This window comes from Pseudomonas sp. GW822-FHT02G04 (assembly GCF_058802085.1).
In genome coordinates this window covers 198,495-217,241 of record NZ_JBXANU010000006.1, presented here as the reverse complement: position 1 = coordinate 217,241, position 18,747 = coordinate 198,495, and the positions used below count along the sequence as shown (strand labels likewise).

Here is an 18,747-nt window from a genome sequence, read left to right as displayed (position 1 = left end):
TGCATCGATCCTGCCTTAAACCAGAATAGAAACGCAATGCGGAAACGGTTCAGGCATCCGACGGGCTGAGTAGGAAATTACCTTTCAAGTCTGCTCCTGTGTCCGACTCCAGCGTCTGAACCTGGGCTTCGTCCTTCAGACTGACCCCTGATAACTGCCGCCGACAGGCTTCTCGCATCAAATACAGCAAACGGTGTGCCGCCATGCCGTAACTCAAGCCTTCGAGCCGGACATTCGAGATGCAGTTGCGGTAGGCATCCGTCAGTCCGACCTTGGGATTATAGGTGAAATACAGCCCCAGGCTGTCTGGCGAGCTTAATCCGGGGCGCTCGCCGATCAGAATGACCACCATTTTTGCGCCCAGCAGCTCGCCAATCTCGTCAGCCACCGCAACCCGGCCTTGTTCCACCAGAATCACCGGCGACAGGGACCAGCCTTCAATAGCTGTCTGTTCTTCCATGCGTGCCAGAAACGGCAAGGTGTGGCGATGAACGGCCAGTGCCGAGAGACCATCGGCCACCACCACGGCCAGATCCACCCCGCCAGGATTGGCTCGCGCGTAATCACGCAGTGTCTGCGCCGACTCGTCACTCAACTTGCGCCCCAAATCGGGGCGCTGCAAATAGCTGTTCCGATCCGTGGCGGCACTGTGCAGCAGCAAACTCTCACGTCCACGCTCGGTCAGTTGCGAACTGAGCCCCGTGTGGTCGAAGGGCAGGTGTACCGCGTCCCGGGCCTGGGCATGGGCGTACTGGAAATCCAGCTGCGCGCTGGTCGGCATACTGGTGCCGGTGCGGCCCAGTGCAATTCGCGCAGGGGTCAGGCGACGCAGTTCCAGCCATGGGTTTTGCGGATCGACGGGTGGTTTATCCATATCAACACTCATCCCAGTTGCGCCAATGCCTGGCGGAAGGCCGGCGGCAGGCTGTTGCCGAAGCGAATTTTGCCGTCTGCCTGGGTGAAGATGCCCATGTTCGCCAGCCATTGTTCAAACTCTGGCGCCGGTTTCAGGCCCAGGGTTTGCCGGGCGTAGAGGGCGTCGTGGAACGAGGTGGTCTGGTAATTGAGCATGATGTCGTCGGAGCCGGGGATGCCCATGATGAAGTTGATCCCGGCTACGCCCAGCAAGGTCAGCAGAGTGTCCATGTCGTCCTGGTCGGCTTCGGCATGGTTGGTGTAACAGATATCGCAGCCCATGGGTACGCCCAGCAGCTTGCCGCAGAAGTGGTCTTCGAGGCCGGCGCGGATGATCTGTTTACCGTTATAGAGGTATTCCGGGCCGATGAAGCCTACGACGGTGTTCACCAGAAACGGTTTGAAATGCCGTGCCACGGCGTAGGCGCGGGTTTCACAGGTCTGTTGATCGATGCCGTGGTGGGCGTTGGCCGACAAGGCACTGCCTTGGCCGGTCTCGAAATACATCAGGTTTTGGCCCAGAGTGCCGCGATTCAGGCTCAAACCCGCTTCATAGCCTTCCTGTAAAACGTTGAGGTTAATACCGAAACTGGCGTTGGCCGCTTCGGTGCCGGCAATCGACTGGAACACAAGGTCCAGCGGAACCCCGCGATTCACTGCCTCGATGGAGGTGGTGACGTGGGTCAGCACGCAGGCCTGTGTCGGAATGTCGTAGCGCTGGATGATCGCGTCGAGCATTTCCAGAATGGCGCAGATCGAAGCGATGCTGTCGGTGGCCGGGTTGATGCCGATCATTGCGTCACCGTTGCCGTACAGCAGGCCGTCGAGAATGCTGGCGGCGATGCCGGCCGGTTCGTCGGTGGGGTGATTGGGTTGCAGGCGCGTCGAGAGCCGGCCGCGCAGGCCCAGGGTGCCGCGGAACTGGGTGACCACGCGGATTTTCTGCGCCACCAGCACCAGGTCCTGCACGCGCATGATCTTCGACACGGCGGCGACCATTTCCGGGGTTAGGCCGGGGGCGAGTGCGCGCAGGCTCTGTTCGTCGGCGGCTTCGCTGAGCAGCCAGTCGCGGAAACCGCCGACGGTGAGGTGGCTGACCACCTTGAAGGCTTGCTTGTCGTGGGTGTCGATGATCAGTCGGGTGACTTCATCGGCCTCGTAAGGAATCAGCACTTCGTCCAGGAAGTGGGTCAGCGGGGTGTTGGCCAGGGCCATCTGCGCGGCCACTCGCTCGCCATCGTTGAGGGCGGCAACGCCGGCCAGAAAGTCCCCGGAGCGCGCCGGGCTGGCTTTGGCCATGACATCCTTGAGGCTGTTGAAGCGGTAGGTCTGGGCGCCGACGGTATGGGCAAATACGGCCATGGGGCGGTGTCCTCCTGATTCAATAAATATCTCAAATGCACCGCCGAACCCCTGTGGGTGATCTTGTGCACTTCAATATGGCAGGCGCCGGGAGTCAGCCCGGCGCCGGTGCAATTCAGACTCCTTCGAGCATCGCATCCGCCGGTGCATCGGCACGTTGCTTGGCGGTCAGTTGGAAGTACAGGTAGCCGGCCACCATGAAACCGAGGAACACGCAGCCGATCAGCGTGTTGAACCAGGCCATCGCCACCAGGCATACCACCGCCAGAAACAGCGCGATGCCTGGCACGATCGGATAGCCCGGCGCACGGAAGGTGCGTTCCAGGTTTGGCTCGGTTTTACGCAGTTTGAACAGGCTCAGCATACTGATGATGTACATCACGATGGCGCCGAATACCGACATGGTGATCATCGCAGCCGTCAGCGTCATGCCTTGCAGGTTGACCAGGCCGTCGCTGTAGATCGCCGCGATGCCGATCACGCCGCCCGCCAGGATCGCCCGGTGCGGGGTCTGGAAGCGCGACAGTTTGGCCAGGGAGGCCGGCAGGTAACCGGCGCGAGCCAGGGCGAAGAACTGCCGCGAATAACCCAGAATGATTCCGTGGAAACTCGCCACCAGGCCGAACAGGCCGATCCACACCAGCATGTGCATCCAGCTTGAATTGTTGCCGACCACGGCTTTCATCGCCTGAGGCAGCGGGTCGTTGATGTTCGACAGTTGACGCCAGTCGCCGACACCGCCCGCCATGACCATCACGCCGATGGCGAGGAACACCAGGGTCAGAATGCCGCTGACGTAAGCCTTGGGAATCGTGCGTTTCGGGTCCTTGGCTTCTTCGGCGGCCATGGCTGCGCCTTCAATGGCGAGGAAAAACCAGATCGCGAACGGGATGGCCGCAAAGATGCCGGGAATCGAGGCCATGCTGAATTCATTGGCGCCCGACCAGCCGTTGAGCACGAAGTTACTGAAGCTGAAGCCCGGTGCGACCACACCCATGAACACCAGCAATTCGGCGACGGCGAGCACGGTGACCACCAGTTCGAAGGTGGCCGCGATGCTGACGCCGAGGATATTCAGGGTCATGAACACGAAATAGGCACCTACGGCGGCGACCTTCGGGTCCAGTTCCGGGTACTGCACGTTGAGGTAGGCGCCGATGGCCATGGCAATCGCCGGTGGCGCAAAGACGAATTCGATCAGGGTGGCGATGCCGGCGATCAGTCCGCCGCGCTCGCCGAAGGCCCGGCGGCTGTAGGCAAACGGCCCGCCCGCGTGGGGAATGGCGGTGGTTAATTCGGTGAAACTGAAGATGAAGCAGGTGTACATCGTCGCCACCATCAATGCGGTGACGAGAAAACCCAGGGTGCCTGCGGTGCCCCAGCCGTAACTCCAGCCGAAATACTCGCCGGAAATCACCAGGCCGACGGCAATGCCCCATAGATGCAGGGTGCCGAGTGTGGGTTTGAGCTGTGTAGTAGAAGTCATAAGTCCTCTCTGTCTTTTTTATTGTTTGATCTATTGGACTTTCAGGTATGGCGTTCAGGTGTAGAGCGGGCACGCAAAGCCCATGCCATACCGGCAGGGCGCTGTGGATGGTGTTAATGGGGGCGCCTTCGCTGGCAAGCCATGCTCCTGTAGGAGCGAGGCTTGCCCGCGAAAGCCGTTACGCGGTATCGCGTCGCGTTAGAAGAAACCCAACGGATTGATGTCGTAGCTCACCAGCAGGTTTTTGGTCTGCTGATAGTGATCGAGCATCATTTTGTGGGTTTCACGGCCGACGCCGGACTTTTTGTAACCACCGAACGCGGCGTGTGCCGGGTACAGGTGGTAGCAGTTGGTCCACACGCGACCGGCCTTGATGGCGCGGCCCACGCGGTAGGCGCGGTTGATGTCGCGGGTCCAGAGGCCGGCACCCAGGCCGAACTCGGTATCGTTGGCGATGGCCAGGGCCTCGGCTTCGTCCTTGAAGGTGGTGATGCTCACCACCGGGCCGAAGATTTCTTCCTGGAACACGCGCATTTTGTTGGTGCCCTTGAGCAGGGTCGGCTGGATGTAATACCCGGTCGCCAGGCTGCCCTCGAGTTTTTCTACCTTGCCGCCGGTTAGCAGTTCGGCACCTTCGCCCTTGGCGATCTCCAGGTACGAAAGGATTTTGTCGAATTGCTGCTCGGACGCCTGGGCGCCGACCATGGTGTCGGTATCCAGCGGGTCGCCACGCTTGATCTGCAGGACTTTATTCATGACGACTTTCATGAACTCGTCATAGATCGACTCCTGTACCAAGGCGCGGGACGGGCAGGTGCAGACTTCGCCCTGGTTGAAGAACGCCAGCACCAGGCCTTCGGCCGCCTTTTCGATGAAGGTCGGTTCGGCTTGCATGATGTCGGCGAAGAAGATGTTCGGCGACTTGCCACCCAGCTCCACGGTGGACGGAATGATGTTTTCGGCGGCGCATTTCATGATGTGCGAGCCGACCGGGGTCGAGCCGGTGAAGGCGATCTTGGCGATGCGTTTGCTGGTGGCCAGGGCTTCCCCGGCTTCTTTGCCGAAGCCTTGCACCACGTTGAGCACGCCAGGTGGCAGCAAGTCGCCGATCAGTTCCATCAGCACGGTAATGCCCAGCGGGGTTTGCTCGGCAGGTTTGAGAACGATGCAGTTACCGGCAGCCAGGGCCGGGGCGAGTTTCCAGGCGGCCATCAGAATCGGGAAGTTCCACGGGATGATCTGCCCGACCACGCCCAGCGGTTCATGGATGTGATAGGCCACTGTGTTGCCGTCGATTTCGGCGGCACTGCCTTCCTGGGCGCGGATGCAACCGGCGAAGTAGCGGAAGTGGTCGGCGGCCAGCGGGATGTCGGCGTTGAGGGTTTCGCGCACGGCTTTGCCGTTGTCCCAGGATTCGGTGATCGCCAGCAGTTCCAGGTTCTGTTCGATGCGATCGGCGATTTTCAGCAGGACCAGCGAACGAGCCTGGGCGGACGTGGCGCCCCAGGCATCGGCGGCGGCATGGGCAGCGTCCAGGGCTTTTTCGATGTCTTCGGCCGTGGAGCGCGGGAATTCGGCAATAGGCTGGCCGTTGACCGGCGAAGTATTGGTGAAGTACTGACCTTTGACAGGCGCGACGAACTCGCCGCCGATGTAGTTACCGTACTTGCTCTTGAACGAAACGATAGCGCCTTCAGTACCGGGGTGAGCGTAACGCATGATGGGTTTCTCCTTGGCTTTTGTGCTTATAAGGGAGGACGCGCCAGAGCGCGGTAACAAGCGTAGAGCAAAGGTCGGGCCACCGCCTTGTGGGTCAGGTAAATCAAGGGCTTGTGTGTTTTTTGTCGGACGGCTGGGCGGTGCTTGTGACGCTTGCGGTACAACCCGTGTGACACTTTGTACCGCTTGTGGCACAGCCTGTGACCAATGGGTCTTGCCAGCATTGCAATGCGTCGATGGCTGGAGGATGCTGGGCCTCAAATTGCCCCGCAGGTAATCCTCTGTGGCGAGGGAGCTTGCGTGGCGAGGGGGCTTGCCCCCGTTGGGCAGCGAAGCAGCCCCCTCGCCACAGGAAGTGGTTATAGGTAAGCACTCACCTATCGGGGAGAATAATAAGAAATGCACGACAACCATTTGAGTCGCCATGCCCAGCAAGTGTTGACCGTGACCCAGGGTAAATCCCACCTGCACGGCCCCGGCAGCGATCCGTCCATTGCCCGTTCCTGGTTGCGTTGCCTTGAGGACTATCACCTCGACCCGGCCCTGACCATGGCGCCGACGGTGCTGGAACATGGTCGCATCCTGGAAAGCCGCGAACGTTTGCAGCAGGTGCTGCAGATCGCCGGCAACGAAATGACCAGCCTCCACCAGCAACTCTCCGGCGCCGGCCACGCGGTGCTGCTGACCGACGTCCGTGGGGTGATCCTCAACTGCGTTACCGCGCCCGCCGAACGGAAGATTTTCGAACGCGCCGGCCTTTGGCTTGGCGCCGACTGGAGCGAAGCCTGCGAAGGCACTAATGGTATCGGCACCTGTCTGGTAGAGCGCCAGTCCCTGACCATTCACCAGGACGAACACTTTCGCGGCCGCCACACCGGCCTGACCTGCTCGGCAAGCCCGGTGTTCGACCCTCACGGCGAACTGTTGGCGGTGCTCGACGTGTCTTCGGCGCGTCACGAGGTTTCGCGGCAGAGCCAGTTTCACACTATGGCCCTGGTCAATCTGTCGGCGAAGATGATCGAGAGCTGTTATTTCCTGCGTTACTTCGACAATCAATGGCTGCTGCGTTTTCACTTGCAGGCCGAATCCGTCGGGCTGTTCAGCGAAGGGTTGCTGGCGTTCGACGGGGAAGGGCGGATCTGTGCGGTCAATCAGAGTGCGCTGAATTTGCTGGGGCATATTCGCGGCGGGCTGTTGGGCCAACCGGTGGAAGCGTTTTTCGATTGCTCACTGGATGAGTTGCTCGGCCGCGCGAGCGCCAATGCCAGCGCCAGTTGGCCGTTGCGCACCCGCGACGGGCGGCGGCTGTTTGCTGTATTGCGCGGGCAGCCGCGCAGCATTCCGGCACCCGTGGTGCAAAGCCCGGCAGTGGTCGAGCGTCCACGGCTGTCGGGTATTTGCCTGGGTGATGCCGCGCTGCAGGAAGACTTCCGCAAGGCCTTGCGGGTGTTCGAACGGGACGTGCCGTTGCTGATCAACGGTGAAACCGGCTGTGGCAAGGAGGCTTTCGCCAAGGCCGTGCATCAGGCCAGCCAACGGGCGGAAAAATCGTTCGTCGCCCTCAATTGCGCGGCGATCCCCGAAAGCCTGATCGAAAGCGAGCTGTTCGGCTATCGCGGTGGCAGTTTCACCGGTGCCCGCAAGGAAGGCATGCGCGGTAAGTTGCAGCAGGCCGATGGCGGGACTTTATTCCTCGATGAAATCGGCGACATGCCGCTGAGCATGCAAACCCGGCTATTAAGGGTGCTGGAAGACCGTCAGGTGGTGCCGATTGGCGGCGAGCCGGAGTCGGTCAATGTGCGAATCATCAGCGCCACTCACCGCAACTTGCTCGAAAGGGTGCAGGACGGCAGTTTCCGCGAGGATTTGTATTACCGGCTCAATGGGCTGGAAGTCGCATTGCCGGCGTTGCGCGAGCGCACGGATAAATCACAGTTGCTCGACTTTCTGCTGGCCGAAGAGGCGGGCGGGGAGACGGTGCTGATTGATGCTGCGGCGCGGCAGGCCTTGCTGGATTTTGCCTGGCCGGGGAACGTGCGGCAGTTGCGCAATGTGCTGCGGACCCTGGCGGCGCTGTGTGACGGCGGTCGGATCGGACTGGAAGATTTGCCGGCGATGATTCGTCAGGCCCGGCCGGTAGCAGTGGCGACGATTGAAGAGCCGTCAGGGTATCCGCTGGACGATGCCGAGCGGTTGGCGTTGCTCAACGCACTGGAACAGCAGCGCTGGCACATGACTCACACAGCCGAGCAGCTGGGCGTGAGCCGCAATACCCTCTACCGGAAGCTGCGCAAACACGGCATCGCCCGCTAGGTTGTGACTGATCGTTCCCACGCTCTGCGTGGGAATGCCTCCCTGGACGCTCTGCGTTCGCTTTTGGGACGCAGAGCGTCCCTTGCTGCATTCCCACGCAGAGCGTGGGAACGAGCGTGGTTACAGCTAAAGAGTGCGATTTTCCCCTCCCTACGCTAACCTGCGGCCATGTTTTACGAGGTCGACTATGCACATTCATATTCTTGGTATTTGCGGCACTTTCATGGGTTCGATGGCGGTTCTGGCCAAAGAGCTGGGCCATCGCGTGACCGGCTCCGATGCCAACGTCTACCCGCCGATGAGCACTCAGCTGCAAGCCCAGGGCATTGAGTTGACCCAAGGTTACGACCCGGCGCAGCTCGATCCAGCCCCGGACCTGGTGGTGATCGGCAATGCCATGTCCCGCGGCAACCCGGCCGTCGAGTACGTGCTGAACAAAGGCCTGCCGTATGTCTCCGGCCCGCAATGGCTGGCGGATCACGTACTGCAAGGCCGCTGGGTGCTGGCGGTTGCCGGCACGCATGGCAAAACCACCACCAGCAGCATGCTCGCCTGGGTCCTGGAACACGCCGGCATGAGCCCGGGTTTCCTGATCGGTGGCGTGCCGCAGAATTTCTCGGTGTCGGCGCGTCTGGGCGATACGCCGTTCTTCGTGATTGAAGCCGACGAATACGACAGCGCGTTTTTCGACAAGCGCTCCAAGTTCGTTCACTACCGCCCGCGCACGGCGATCCTGAACAATCTGGAGTTCGATCACGCTGACATCTTCCCCGACCTGCCAGCCATCGAGCGACAGTTCCACCATTTGGTGCGGACCATTCCGAGCGAAGGCCTGGTGATCCATCCGACCACTGAGCCGGCTTTGCAGCGCGTGATCGAGATGGGCTGCTGGACCCCGGTGCAAACCACCGGCGCCGGCGGTCAATGGCAGGTCAAACTGCTCAGTGAAGATGGCTCGAAGTTCGAAGTGATGTTCGAAGGCGTCGCTCAAGGCGTGGTCGAGTGGGACATGACCGGTCAGCACAACGTCGCCAACGCCTTGGCTACCCTGGCCGCCGCGCGTCACGTCGGCGTCGTGCCGTCGATGGGCGTCGCGGCACTGAGCGCGTTCAAAAGCGTGAAGCGCCGGATGGAAAAAGTCGCTGAAGTCCGTGGCATCACCATCTACGACGACTTCGCCCACCACCCGACCGCCATTGCCACCACCCTCGACGGTCTGCGCAAGCGCATTGGCGATGCGCCGTTGATTGCGATCATCGAGCCGCGCTCCAACTCCATGAAGCTCGGTGCTCACCGTGATGGCTTGCCGGAGAGTGTGGTCGATGCCGATCAGGTGATCTGGTATTCGCCAGCCAACCTCGGCTGGGACCTGGGCGCCACGGCGGCGTTGTGCACGGTGCCGTCGATTGTCAGCGATTCGCTGGAAGGCATCATCGAGCGCGTGAAGAGCCAGGCCCAGCCCGGCACTCACGTGGTGATCATGAGCAACGGCGGCTTCGGCGGCCTGCACGGCAAACTGGCCGAGGCGCTGCAATGAACAATGGTCCGGAACGCATCACGCTGGCGATGACCGGCGCTTCGGGCGCCCAGTACGGCTTGCGCCTGCTCGACTGCCTGGTGCGTGAAGACCGCGAGGTGCACTTCCTGATTTCCAAGGCCGCGCAACTGGTGATGGCCACCGAGACCGATGTCTCGCTGCCGTCCAAGCCGCAGATGATGCAGGCCTTCCTCACTGAATACACCGGCGCCGCCGTCGGGCAGATTCGGGTGTACGGCAAGGAAGACTGGATGTCGCCGGTGGCTTCGGGCTCCGGCTCGCCAGCGGCGATGGTGGTGGTGCCGTGTTCCACCGGGACCTTGTCGGCTATCGCGACCGGGGCCTGCAACAACTTGATCGAGCGGGCGGCCGACGTGACGTTGAAAGAGCGCCGCCAGCTGATTCTGGTACCGCGCGAGGCGCCGTATTCGAGCATTCATCTGGAGAATATGCTCAAGTTGTCGAACATGGGTGTGACGATTCTGCCGGCATCGCCGGGCTTCTATCATCAGCCGCAAACCATTGATGACTTGATCGACTTCGTCGTGGCGCGAATTCTCAATCTGCTGAACATTCCGCAAGACATGCTGCCGCGTTGGGGCGAGCACCATTTGAGCAGTGATGAATAAGCTGCTGATCATTCTGCTGGTGGTGCAACTGGCGGGCTGCGCCACCGCGCGCACCCTCGATGCCGCCAAACCCGGGGCGCCGGTGGTGTATTCGGGGACGCGTCTGGATTTGTATGCAATGAACGGCGGGTGCTGCGCCATGGACAGATTTGGTGCAGAGGCGCCGAGCTATCCCGGCGTTGATCTGCCGGCCAGTGCGTTGCTCGACACGCTGCTGTTGCCGTTGTCGTTGTTGACAGTTTTAGGTGTTGGGTTTCAGGCGACCGGCGGATTGTGAGGGTAGCTGCGCTCCCTGTGGCGAGGGGGCTTGCCCCCGTTGGGTCGCGTAGCGGCCCTCCGTTTCTTCAGTTGCACCAAATCGCCTGGATTTACGACTGCTTCGCAGCCGAACGGGGGCAAGCCCCCTCGCCACAGGTCCGATATCGATCTGAAATCACTTGCCTAACTTGCGCAACTCATCCGACTCGACAATCCGCACGCCATCTTGCTCTTCCAGCGCCAGGCGCCACATGGCGCGGGCCAGTTGGCAGGCTTCGATGCCGTGGTATTTTCCCGGAATCAATTTCGACAACGGGCCGGCGACCCGTTCGGCCAGTCGCGGCTCAGCGCGATCGCCCAGCAACAGCGAAGGCCGGCAAATGGTCAGCTGCGGCCAGTTCTGCGCGCGCAATGCGTGTTCCATCTCGCCTTTAACCCGGTTGTAGAAAATCGAGGATCTGCGATCGGCCCCCAAGGCACTGATCACGATCAGGTGCCGTGCGCCCATTTCCCGGGCACGCTTGGCGAAGGCCACGACCATGTCCAGGTCCACCGCGCGAAACGCTTCCTCGGAGCCGGCCTGCTTGATCGTAGTACCGAGGCAGCAGTAGGCGACGTCGACGCGACCGTTCAATTGCGGCAGAAACACCGTCGGGTCACCGACCGGGTTTTCCAGGTGAGGATGCTCGGCCAGTGGCCGGCGTGAGGGTGCCAATACGCGTGCAATCGTTGGCTCATTGAGCAGACGGTCAAGCAAATGTTCACCGGTTAACCCGGTAGCTCCGGCAAGCAATACATGCTGAGGCGTCAAGTACATAAAAATTCCCCCTTGATACTGTTCAGCTTAGTTGCTCTTTTCATCCTTGCTGATAGAGACACTTTGCAGTGCCTTTCGTGCCTGCTGCTTGCGTAACAATTGCCAGTGGGCGAGCACGGTTTTCGGTGCCCAGATCTGTGGTTCGGAGGCTTCGAAGTTGTCGGCCAGCTCACGTTCGGCCACGGTGGCACTGGCCCGTTTGAAGGCTTGCTCCAGATCATCGGTCTGGTTCAGCGCCTGGGCGAACAGTGCGTCACCGAAGTAAGTGAAGTTGGCTTCTTCCGAACACCCGAAGGACACCCGGTCGGCGCGTGAGGCGGTCATGATCAGGGTGTGTTCATCCTTGAGGGCTGGGATGAAACCGCCGGAATAACAGGACGAAATCACGATAATCTTGTCGCGCTTCTTCAGGGGCGCGAGGACGGCGGCGAGTTCGTCGGCCGGCAGGTCGGCCAGTTCCATGCGTGGCTGGTCGAGTACCAGTTCGTGTTCACTGGAGCCATGACTGGTCAGGTAAATGAACAGCAAGTCTTCCGGGCCACTGCGTTCGGCCAGCGTCTGGGCGGCGCGACGCAGGTTTTCCCGGGTGGCCATTGGCCGGTCGCCGAGGTGGTCGCGATGGTTGACCAGACGGATCTGGCCGAAGGCGCCGAAACGGCTGGCGAGCATGTTGGCGACGTAGTCGGATTCGCGCAGGAACACGCTCTGCTTGCCGTCACCGCCCAGGGTCAAGGTGTACAGTTCGACCGCCGGAGTCGAGGCCGGCACGTTGGCCAGTGCTTCGTCGAGCAAGCGGCCCTGGGCCAGCAAGCCGAGTTCCAGGGTGTCGGGCAGCAGCTTGCCGTCGGCGTCGCGCACGCGCTGACTATTGATCCAGGTGCCGCTCAGCACCGTGCCATCGGTCAGCACCAACGTGCCTTTGCCCTGATAGTTGTCGCCGTCGAACTGGCCGATATAGAAACTGCCGTCAGCCAGGTTCAAGCGGCCCTGGCCGGTGAAGCGCCAGTCGCTGAACTGACCGATGTAGTGACTGCCGTCGGCGCCGATCAACTCGCCCTTGCCGTTCAGTACGCCTTCCTTGAACTGACCGATCCAGACATCGCCATCGGCGTTTTCGTAGCGGCCTTTGCCATGCAGTTGATTGTTCTTGAACCCGCCGACGTAGATATCGCCATCGGCGCTGTTGAAAGTACCGTTGCCTTCCAACTGGCCATCGACGAAATGCCCGGTGAACTGATTGCCGCTGGCATCGCTACGCTGGCCTTCGCCGTTGGGTTTGCCGTGGGTGAACTGACCCTGGTACTGGCTGCCGTCTTCGAGTTCCAGACGACCGAGCCCTGAATATTGGTCGGCCTTGAATTCGCCACGGTAGGTCATGGCATTTTCCTTGAGGGTGCCTTCACCGTCCCGTCGACCGGCCTTGAAACCGCCGGTGTAGCTGCTGCCGGTGGTGGTCAGCGTGCCCTGGCCGTCGAACAGCCCCAGCTGGAACTGCCCGCGATAGACCTCGCCGTTGCTGCCGTGCCATTCGCCCTGGCCATGCCATTGGCCTTTGTCGAACTGGCCGGCGTACCAGCTGCCGTTCGGGTAATCGATGCGGCCCTCGCCTTGCAGCAAGCCGTTGACCAGATCACCACGATAGCGTCCGCCGTCCGGCAGGCGGGCGTCGGGGGGCAACAGCGATTTGCCATCGCCGCAAGCGGTGAGCAACAGAGTCAGAGCAAGGAGTGCAAGTGAGCGCATAGCGGGATCCGGGCAATTAGGCGACGGAGTATGCCGCAGCTATGTGTCGCATTTATAGAGACACGGCAGAGACACAGCGCGAAACAGCGTGAGCTGCTTCGCAATCAGGCATGTGTCAGACGAAGCAGAGGGACAGTGGCTCGGCGATATACGCCGGTTTGTCCGACCCTTCGATTTCCAGCGTGGCGGTGGCCTTGAGCAGCCATTGACCGGGTTTCTTCTCGGTGACGTCGTTCATGTCGACCTTGAGTCGAACCCTGGAATTGACCTTCACAGGCTGGATGAAACGCACGCTGTCCAGGCCATAGTTGACCACCATCTTCGCGCCTTGGGGCAGGATGAGGATGTCTTCCATCAGTTTGGGGATCAGCGACAACGACAGGAAACCATGGGCGATGGTGCTGCCAAAAGGCGTTTGCGCGGCTTTGACCGGGTCGACATGGATGAACTGATAATCGCCTGTGGCTTCTGCGAACAGGTTGATGCGTTCCTGGTCGATGGTGAGCCATTGGGAACGTCCGAGTTCCTTGCCGACATAATCTTTGAGCTCTGCAACTGGAACATAGGGCATTGAGACTCTCCTTGGGTTCATCGGATTTATAGTTTTTCGAGTGGGGGACTTGACCTCCCTGCGAACCACTTTAGATCAACATGACAAATTGCTCCGGTCAACTGACCATGCTTTTGGCGAATGCCGATTCATAGCGTGGGCGTGCTTATAATGTCTGGCCCCTGCTTGGTGGGGGAGAGCGCGGGAGAGGATGGATGTTGTTACGTGGCCTGACCTGGCTGGTGCTGTTTCAATTGCTCGGCACTGCCCTCAACCATTTGATATTGCCGGTGCTGCCGGGGCCGATTATTGGTCTGCTGTTGCTGCTGGGGTATCTGATTAGTCGCGGTCAAGTCGGCGAACCGCTGAACCTTGCGGCCAGCAGCCTGCTGCGCTACTTGCCGTTGCTGCTGGTGCCGCCGGCTGTGGGGGTGATGGTTTATGCCACTGACATTGCCGCGGATTTCTGGGCGATCACCGGTGCGCTGGTGTTGTCGCTGGTGCTGTCGATGGCCTTCGCCGGGGTGCTGATGCAGCGCATGGTCAAGCGTCACGCCCATCCCGAGGACAACCAATGATGTTCGATTGGCACGGCGCCTGGGCATCGGTGATCCATCATCCACTGTTCGGTATCGGCATTACGCTGGGTGCGTATCAGTTGGTGCTGGCGGCGTTCGAGAAAACCCGCTGGATATTCCTGCAACCGGTGCTGGTCTCCATGTTGCTGGTCATTGGCGTGCTGGTCAGTTGCGGCCTGAGCTACGTTGAGTATCGCAAGAGCACCGAGATCCTCAGTATTTTGCTTGGGCCGGCCACCGTTGCGCTGGCGGTGCCGCTGTACCTCAACCTGCGGCGGATTCGACAGTTGTTCTGGCCGATATTTACTACGCTGGTGATAGGTGGGGTGGTCGCCACGGGCATGGGTGTGCTGTTGGGTTGGTGGTTCGGTGCCGAACACATGATCTTGATGACCATGGCCCCCAAGTCGGTCACCTCGCCGATTGCCATGCTGGTGGCGGAGCAGATTGGTGGCGTCGCGGCGCTGGCGGCGGTGTTCGTGTTGATTACCGGGGTGATCGGAGCGATCTTCGGGCCGAGTATTTTGACCCGTCTCGGCGTCCACAGCCCGGAGGCCCGCGGTATGGCCCTGGGCATGACCGCCCATGCGGTCGGCACCTCGGTGGCCTTGCAGGAAAGTGAAGAGTGCGGCGCCTTCGCGGCGCTGGCGATGAGTCTGATGGGCGTGGCCACGGCGGTGTTCCTGCCGTTGGCGGTGTCGATGGTGGTGTAAGGAAATGTCTATGAGTCTGCCGCTTTTTCCTCTGAACACGGTGCTGTTTCCGGACTGCATCCTCGACTTGCAGATTTTCGAGGCGCGCTACCTGGACATGATCGGTCGTTGCATGAAACAGGGCAGTGGCTTCGGCGTGGTGTGCATTCTCGAGGGTGAAGAAGTCGGCATCGCTCCTGAAGGCTACGCTCGCGTGGGGTGCGAGGCGCTGATCACCGATTTCCATCAGCAGGACAACGGCCTGTTGGGCATTCGGGTAAAGGGCGGGCGGCGTTTCCACGTGGTGCGCACCGAGGTGCAGCGCGACCAGTTGATCGTCGCCGAAGTCGAGTGGCTCAAAGATGAGCCTGAACAACCGTTACAGGATGAAGACGCCGACCTGGTCGCGCTGCTCAAGGCCTTGGCGGAACACCCGATGGTCGAAGCACTGAGCATGGGCACCGAAGCGACAGGGCAACAGTCGCTGGCCAATCAGTTGGCGTATCTGTTGCCGTTTTCCGAGGTGGACAAGATCGACTTGCTGCAACTCGATGATCCGCAGCAACGGCTGGATGCGATTCAGGCGTTGCTGGATGAGTTGCAGGGTGAGTTGTTTGCCTGATGTCCGCTTTTGATCTTCTAATACGCATACCGCAACAAAGCATGCGGCAAATGCCTCAACACAAAGAAACCGAACAACGCCACCAACGACGGCAACACCAGCCACCAGACCTTGGGTGGCATGGCGTTGAGCGGCGTCTGGCGTTGCGTCAGCCACAGGCTCGCCGCACACACGCATGCCGCCAGCATCGCTCCGGCCAGCACATCGGTAGGCCAGTGCGCCCCCAGGTACACCCGCGACAGGGCAATCGCCAGCGCCGGCAAACAACCCAGCAGCAACCAGGTCAGGCGCATTCGCGGCGGTTGTCCGCGGCCAGCCAGCACCGCGAGCGTCAGAAACAGCGCGAACGAGCCCGAGGCGTGGCCGCTGGGCATGCTGTAGCTGGTCAGTGGATCGCTCAGCACTTCCGGGCGAATGCGGGCGAAAAAGTGCTTGGTTGCAGTGTTGCCCAGCGCGGTGAAAAGCAACGTGCTGCCAGCAAAGATCGCGTGCCGCCATTGTCGCGTCAGCAACAGCAAGGCAATCAACAGGGCGCTGAACATAAACATGTTGCGGAACTCGCCAATCAGCGTGAACACCACGGCTACTTCATCGAGCATCGGGCTGCGGTGTTCCTGCACCAGGGTCATCAGCCCTTGGTCGAGGGCGGTCAGGAGCGGGTAACCGATGAACAGTCCCGCCAGAATTAGAAAACTCATGCCGGTGATCAGCATCGTCGCCTTGCGATGGCGGCGCATGCTGCTGGTAATGCTCAAGCCCACCATGACGGCGATGCTGCCGGCAACGATCCCTGCCTCGGGCCAGAACCCTTCGGGCAATGGCAAACGAATCGCCGCGCCGGTGGCCCAACCGGGCAGTAGATAGGCAACGCTCCAGCCCGCGGCGGCCAACAGGCTGACGGCGGCGAAGCGGGGGAAGGGCATGTCGAACATTCCTGCGACCATCGGCAGCATTGGTCGCAACGGGCCGATAAAGCGTCCGACTAACAGGCTGGCAATGCCATAACGCTGAAAATACGCTTCGGCCCCGGCGATCCATTCCGGATGATGGCGCAACCCCGGCAGGCGCCGGATGTTCTGGTGGAAATGTCGCCCCAGGAAATACGAAACGATGTCGCCCAGCACGCCGCCGAGGAAACCCAGCAGCAATGTTTCACCCAGCGACAGTGCGCCACTGCCGGCCAGCACTGCCACGGCAAACAACAACACCGTACCGGGTACGATCAGCCCTGCAATCGCCAGGCACTCCACACACGCCACTACGAACACTGCCATGGCCAGCCACTGCGGATTGACCGTCAGCCAACCGGTCACGCTATCGAGCCATGGGCCCATAAAAACAACTCCATCGTATTGATTGAACCTGTGTAGGGGACTGTGTTCACAGCAAAAAATAATCGCGACCTTCGACTTGCCCACGTCGCAGCGGGTTCCGAGTGCAATAGGCGGCGTAAGCCGCATCGACAAAGCGGTACAGCAAATGTTCGTCGCGCCCCTGGGGAATGCCCAGGCGGGTGGTCTGGATGATGTGGCCGGGCGCAGGCCCGATGTCTTCCACCAGCAGCACTTCATGGTCAAAGCGTTTGGCGTCCCAGACCGGCACCTTCAGCCCCAGCGCCTTGCACAGCAAGGTCTGCCCGGCGCACAGCTTTTGCGAGGGGCGAGGGCGGCCCTGGGTGTCGGGATTGTTCAACAGCATCTGCGCCAGGCTGGCTGGCCCGCTCAGTTCGTCGACCCATGGATAGGCGGATTTGATCAGCACCGCATTGCCCGGACCTTGGGCGCTGAAGTTCAGGGAATCACCGCCGCGGGCGTAATACATATAGATGTGGCCGCCATCCAGAAACAAAGCCTTACGTTTTTCTGTGTAACCCAGGGAGGCGTGGCTGCCTTTTTCTTCGCAGTAATAGGCTTCGGTCTCGATGATCCTGGCGCTGAGCCACAGGTCGTCGACCCGGTGACGGATGATTTTGCCCAGTAAATCCCGGGCCAGTGTTTGGGCGTCACGATCGAAAAAAGCATCTGGCAGCGCCTTGGGCGGGCGCGTTTCGGACGCACGAACAGTCAGGTTGGTCATGATGAACAGCGTTTATCAGGGCTGATTGAGTCGTGATGATAACAATGTGCAGCTTAATCCCGGCTGAACGTCGGCAAATTGCTCTCCATTTCGACCATCCGCCCGTCACCGCTGTTAGTCCCGAGACGCGACAGCTATAATCTGCCGCTTTCCTCTTTACCAAGACCACAGCAGACCATGACTGAGTCCGTTCTTGACTACATGACCCGTTTGGGTCGCGCCGCCCGCGAAGCTTCCCGCGTGATCGGCCGTGCCAGCACCGCGCAGAAAAACCGCGCCTTGCAGGCGGCCGCCAATGCGCTGGACGCCTCCCGCGCCGAGCTGACCGCAGCCAATGAACTGGATTTGGCCGCCGGCCGTGCCAATGGTCTTGAGCCGGCCCTGCTGGAACGCCTGGCGCTGACCCCGGCGCGCATCGACGGCATGATCGTCGGTTTGCGTCAGGTCGCGGCCTTGCCGGACCCGGTCGGCGCGATCCGCGACATGAGTTACCGGCCGTCGGGCATTCAGGTCGGCAAGATGCGCGTGCCGTTGGGCGTGATCGGCATCATCTACGAATCCCGGCCTAACGTGACCATCGATGCTGCCAGCCTGTGCCTGAAGTCCGGCAACGCGACCATCCTGCGTGGCGGCTCCGAAGCGATTCACTCCAACCGCGCCATCGCCGCCTGCATCCAGCGCGGCTTGGCCGAGGCCGATCTGCCGGCCGCGGTGGTGCAAGTGGTCGAAACCACCGACCGTGCGGCCGTCGGCGCGCTGATCACCATGCCCGAATACGTCGACGTCATCGTGCCCCGTGGCGGCCGTGGCCTGATCGAACGGATCAGCCGCGATGCCCGCGTGCCCGTCATCAAGCACCTGGACGGCATCTGCCACGTCTACGTCAGTGCCCACGCCGATCTGCCAAAAGCCCAGCGCATCGCATTCAACGCCAAGACTTACCGTTACGGCATCTGCGGCGCCATGGAAACCCTGTTGGTCGATCAGGCCGTTGCCAAAGAGTTTCTGCCGGAGATGGCTGCCCAGTTCCGCGAAAAAGGCGTCGAGCTGCGCGGTTGTGAGCGCACCCGGGCGATCATCGAGGCCGTCGCGGCCACTGAAGAAGACTGGACTACCGAATACCTGGCGCCGATCCTCTCGATCCGCGTGGTCGACGGGCTGGATCAGGCCATCGAGCACATCAACAAATACGGCTCCCATCACACCGACTCGATCGTCAGCGAAAACCTGGCCGACACCCGGCGTTTCGTGGCTGAAGTCGATTCGTCCTCGGTGATGATCAACACCCCGACGTGCTTCGCCGATGGCTTCGAATACGGATTGGGTGCCGAGATTGGCATTTCTACTGATAAGCTGCACGCCCGCGGCCCGGTGGGCCTCGAAGGTCTGACCTGCGAGAAGTACATCGTGGTCGGTGACGGTCAGTTGCGCGGCCAGGAGTCGCTCTGAC

17 protein-coding genes are annotated in these 18,747 nt (G+C 61.0%); 8 read left to right on the top strand and 9 right to left on the bottom strand.

Features of this window, described 5'->3' with window-relative positions; genetic code table 11:
• Nucleotides 1-49: 49 nt before the first annotated feature.
• From eutC to exaC, 4 genes are all read right to left on the bottom strand, one after another.
• Nucleotides 50-874: an ethanolamine ammonia-lyase subunit EutC gene (gene eutC / locus AC1RO5_RS11120; protein WP_493174901.1), complete on the bottom strand. Its 825-nt coding sequence runs from the start codon at nt 872-874 to the stop codon at nt 50-52.
• 8 nt (nt 875-882) lie between these two features.
• On the bottom strand, nt 883-2,277 hold the full coding sequence (locus AC1RO5_RS11115; RefSeq protein ID WP_493174900.1) for an ethanolamine ammonia-lyase subunit EutB: 1,395 nt from the start codon (nt 2,275-2,277) through the stop codon (nt 883-885).
• A gap of 115 nt (nt 2,278-2,392) precedes the next feature.
• Entirely contained in the window at nt 2,393-3,763 is a 1,371-nt protein-coding gene (gene eat / locus AC1RO5_RS11110) for an ethanolamine permease (RefSeq protein ID WP_007933568.1), read from the bottom strand.
• Between the two features lie 198 nt (nt 3,764-3,961).
• Nucleotides 3,962-5,482 carry an acetaldehyde dehydrogenase ExaC gene (exaC, locus tag AC1RO5_RS11105; protein ID WP_413695116.1) on the bottom strand — a complete coding sequence of 507 codons (1,521 nt, stop codon included), beginning with the start codon at nt 5,480-5,482 and terminating at the stop codon, nt 3,962-3,964.
• 399 nt (nt 5,483-5,881) lie between these two features.
• Between exaC and AC1RO5_RS11100 the strand changes: the two genes are divergently transcribed.
• The 4 genes from AC1RO5_RS11100 (at nt 5,882) to AC1RO5_RS11085 (ending at nt 10,238) form a co-directional block, all read left to right on the top strand.
• Complete coding sequence (locus tag AC1RO5_RS11100; protein ID WP_493174899.1) at nt 5,882-7,795, top strand: sigma-54-dependent Fis family transcriptional regulator; 1,914 nt, start codon at nt 5,882-5,884, stop codon at nt 7,793-7,795.
• Nucleotides 7,796-7,982: 187 nt separating this feature from the next.
• Nucleotides 7,983-9,332, top strand: coding sequence for a UDP-N-acetylmuramate:L-alanyl-gamma-D-glutamyl-meso-diaminopimelate ligase (mpl, locus tag AC1RO5_RS11095; protein ID WP_493174898.1), 1,350 nt, complete (start codon nt 7,983-7,985; stop codon nt 9,330-9,332).
• Nucleotides 9,329-9,961 (top strand): flavin prenyltransferase UbiX, encoded by a 633-nt coding sequence (gene ubiX / locus AC1RO5_RS11090; protein WP_493174897.1) that lies wholly within the window; start codon nt 9,329-9,331, stop codon nt 9,959-9,961. Before mpl ends, ubiX begins: the two co-directional genes overlap by 4 nt.
• Nucleotides 9,954-10,238 carry a YceK/YidQ family lipoprotein gene (locus AC1RO5_RS11085; RefSeq protein WP_493174896.1) on the top strand — a complete coding sequence of 95 codons (285 nt, stop codon included), beginning with the start codon at nt 9,954-9,956 and terminating at the stop codon, nt 10,236-10,238. Before ubiX ends, AC1RO5_RS11085 begins: the two co-directional genes overlap by 8 nt.
• A gap of 156 nt (nt 10,239-10,394) precedes the next feature.
• Here AC1RO5_RS11085 and AC1RO5_RS11080 read toward each other — a convergent pair whose 3' ends face one another.
• From AC1RO5_RS11080 to AC1RO5_RS11070, 3 genes are all read right to left on the bottom strand, one after another.
• Nucleotides 10,395-11,036 carry an oxidoreductase gene (locus tag AC1RO5_RS11080; protein ID WP_477814553.1) on the bottom strand — a complete coding sequence of 214 codons (642 nt, stop codon included), beginning with the start codon at nt 11,034-11,036 and terminating at the stop codon, nt 10,395-10,397.
• A gap of 27 nt (nt 11,037-11,063) precedes the next feature.
• Entirely contained in the window at nt 11,064-12,779 is a 1,716-nt protein-coding gene (locus AC1RO5_RS11075; protein ID WP_493174895.1) for a C13 family peptidase, read from the bottom strand.
• A 115-nt stretch (nt 12,780-12,894) separates the two neighbouring features.
• On the bottom strand, nt 12,895-13,350 hold the full coding sequence (locus tag AC1RO5_RS11070) for a MaoC family dehydratase (protein WP_205886531.1): 456 nt from the start codon (nt 13,348-13,350) through the stop codon (nt 12,895-12,897).
• Nucleotides 13,351-13,544: 194 nt separating this feature from the next.
• On the opposite strand from AC1RO5_RS11070, the gene AC1RO5_RS11065 reads away from it, so the two are divergent.
• Genes AC1RO5_RS11065 through AC1RO5_RS11055 form a run of 3 tightly spaced genes read left to right on the top strand, consistent with a single transcriptional unit; the run spans nt 13,545 to nt 15,221 of the window.
• Nucleotides 13,545-13,907, top strand: a complete 363-nt coding sequence (locus AC1RO5_RS11065; RefSeq protein ID WP_493174894.1) for a CidA/LrgA family protein — start codon at nt 13,545-13,547, stop codon at nt 13,905-13,907.
• The gene (locus AC1RO5_RS11060; protein ID WP_493174893.1) at nt 13,904-14,620 is read left to right on the top strand and encodes an LrgB family protein; all 717 of its coding nucleotides are present in this window, start codon (nt 13,904-13,906) and stop codon (nt 14,618-14,620) included. The genes AC1RO5_RS11065 and AC1RO5_RS11060 overlap by 4 nt, the downstream gene beginning before the upstream one ends.
• Before the next feature lie 10 nt (nt 14,621-14,630).
• Nucleotides 14,631-15,221 (top strand): LON peptidase substrate-binding domain-containing protein, encoded by a 591-nt coding sequence (locus AC1RO5_RS11055; protein WP_018925747.1) that lies wholly within the window; start codon nt 14,631-14,633, stop codon nt 15,219-15,221.
• A gap of 17 nt (nt 15,222-15,238) precedes the next feature.
• On the opposite strand, the gene AC1RO5_RS11050 is transcribed toward AC1RO5_RS11055, so the two are convergent.
• Both AC1RO5_RS11050 and AC1RO5_RS11045 read right to left on the bottom strand, forming a co-directional pair.
• Nucleotides 15,239-16,555 (bottom strand): bifunctional DedA family/phosphatase PAP2 family protein, encoded by a 1,317-nt coding sequence (locus tag AC1RO5_RS11050; protein WP_493174892.1) that lies wholly within the window; start codon nt 16,553-16,555, stop codon nt 15,239-15,241.
• 46 nt (nt 16,556-16,601) lie between these two features.
• The gene (locus AC1RO5_RS11045) at nt 16,602-17,297 is read right to left on the bottom strand and encodes a DNA-3-methyladenine glycosylase (RefSeq protein ID WP_493174891.1); all 696 of its coding nucleotides are present in this window, start codon (nt 17,295-17,297) and stop codon (nt 16,602-16,604) included.
• 177 nt (nt 17,298-17,474) lie between these two features.
• Between AC1RO5_RS11045 and AC1RO5_RS11040 the strand changes: the two genes are divergently transcribed.
• Nucleotides 17,475-18,746, top strand: a complete 1,272-nt coding sequence (locus tag AC1RO5_RS11040) for a glutamate-5-semialdehyde dehydrogenase (protein WP_493174890.1) — start codon at nt 17,475-17,477, stop codon at nt 18,744-18,746.
• Nucleotide 18,747 lies beyond the last annotated feature (1 nt).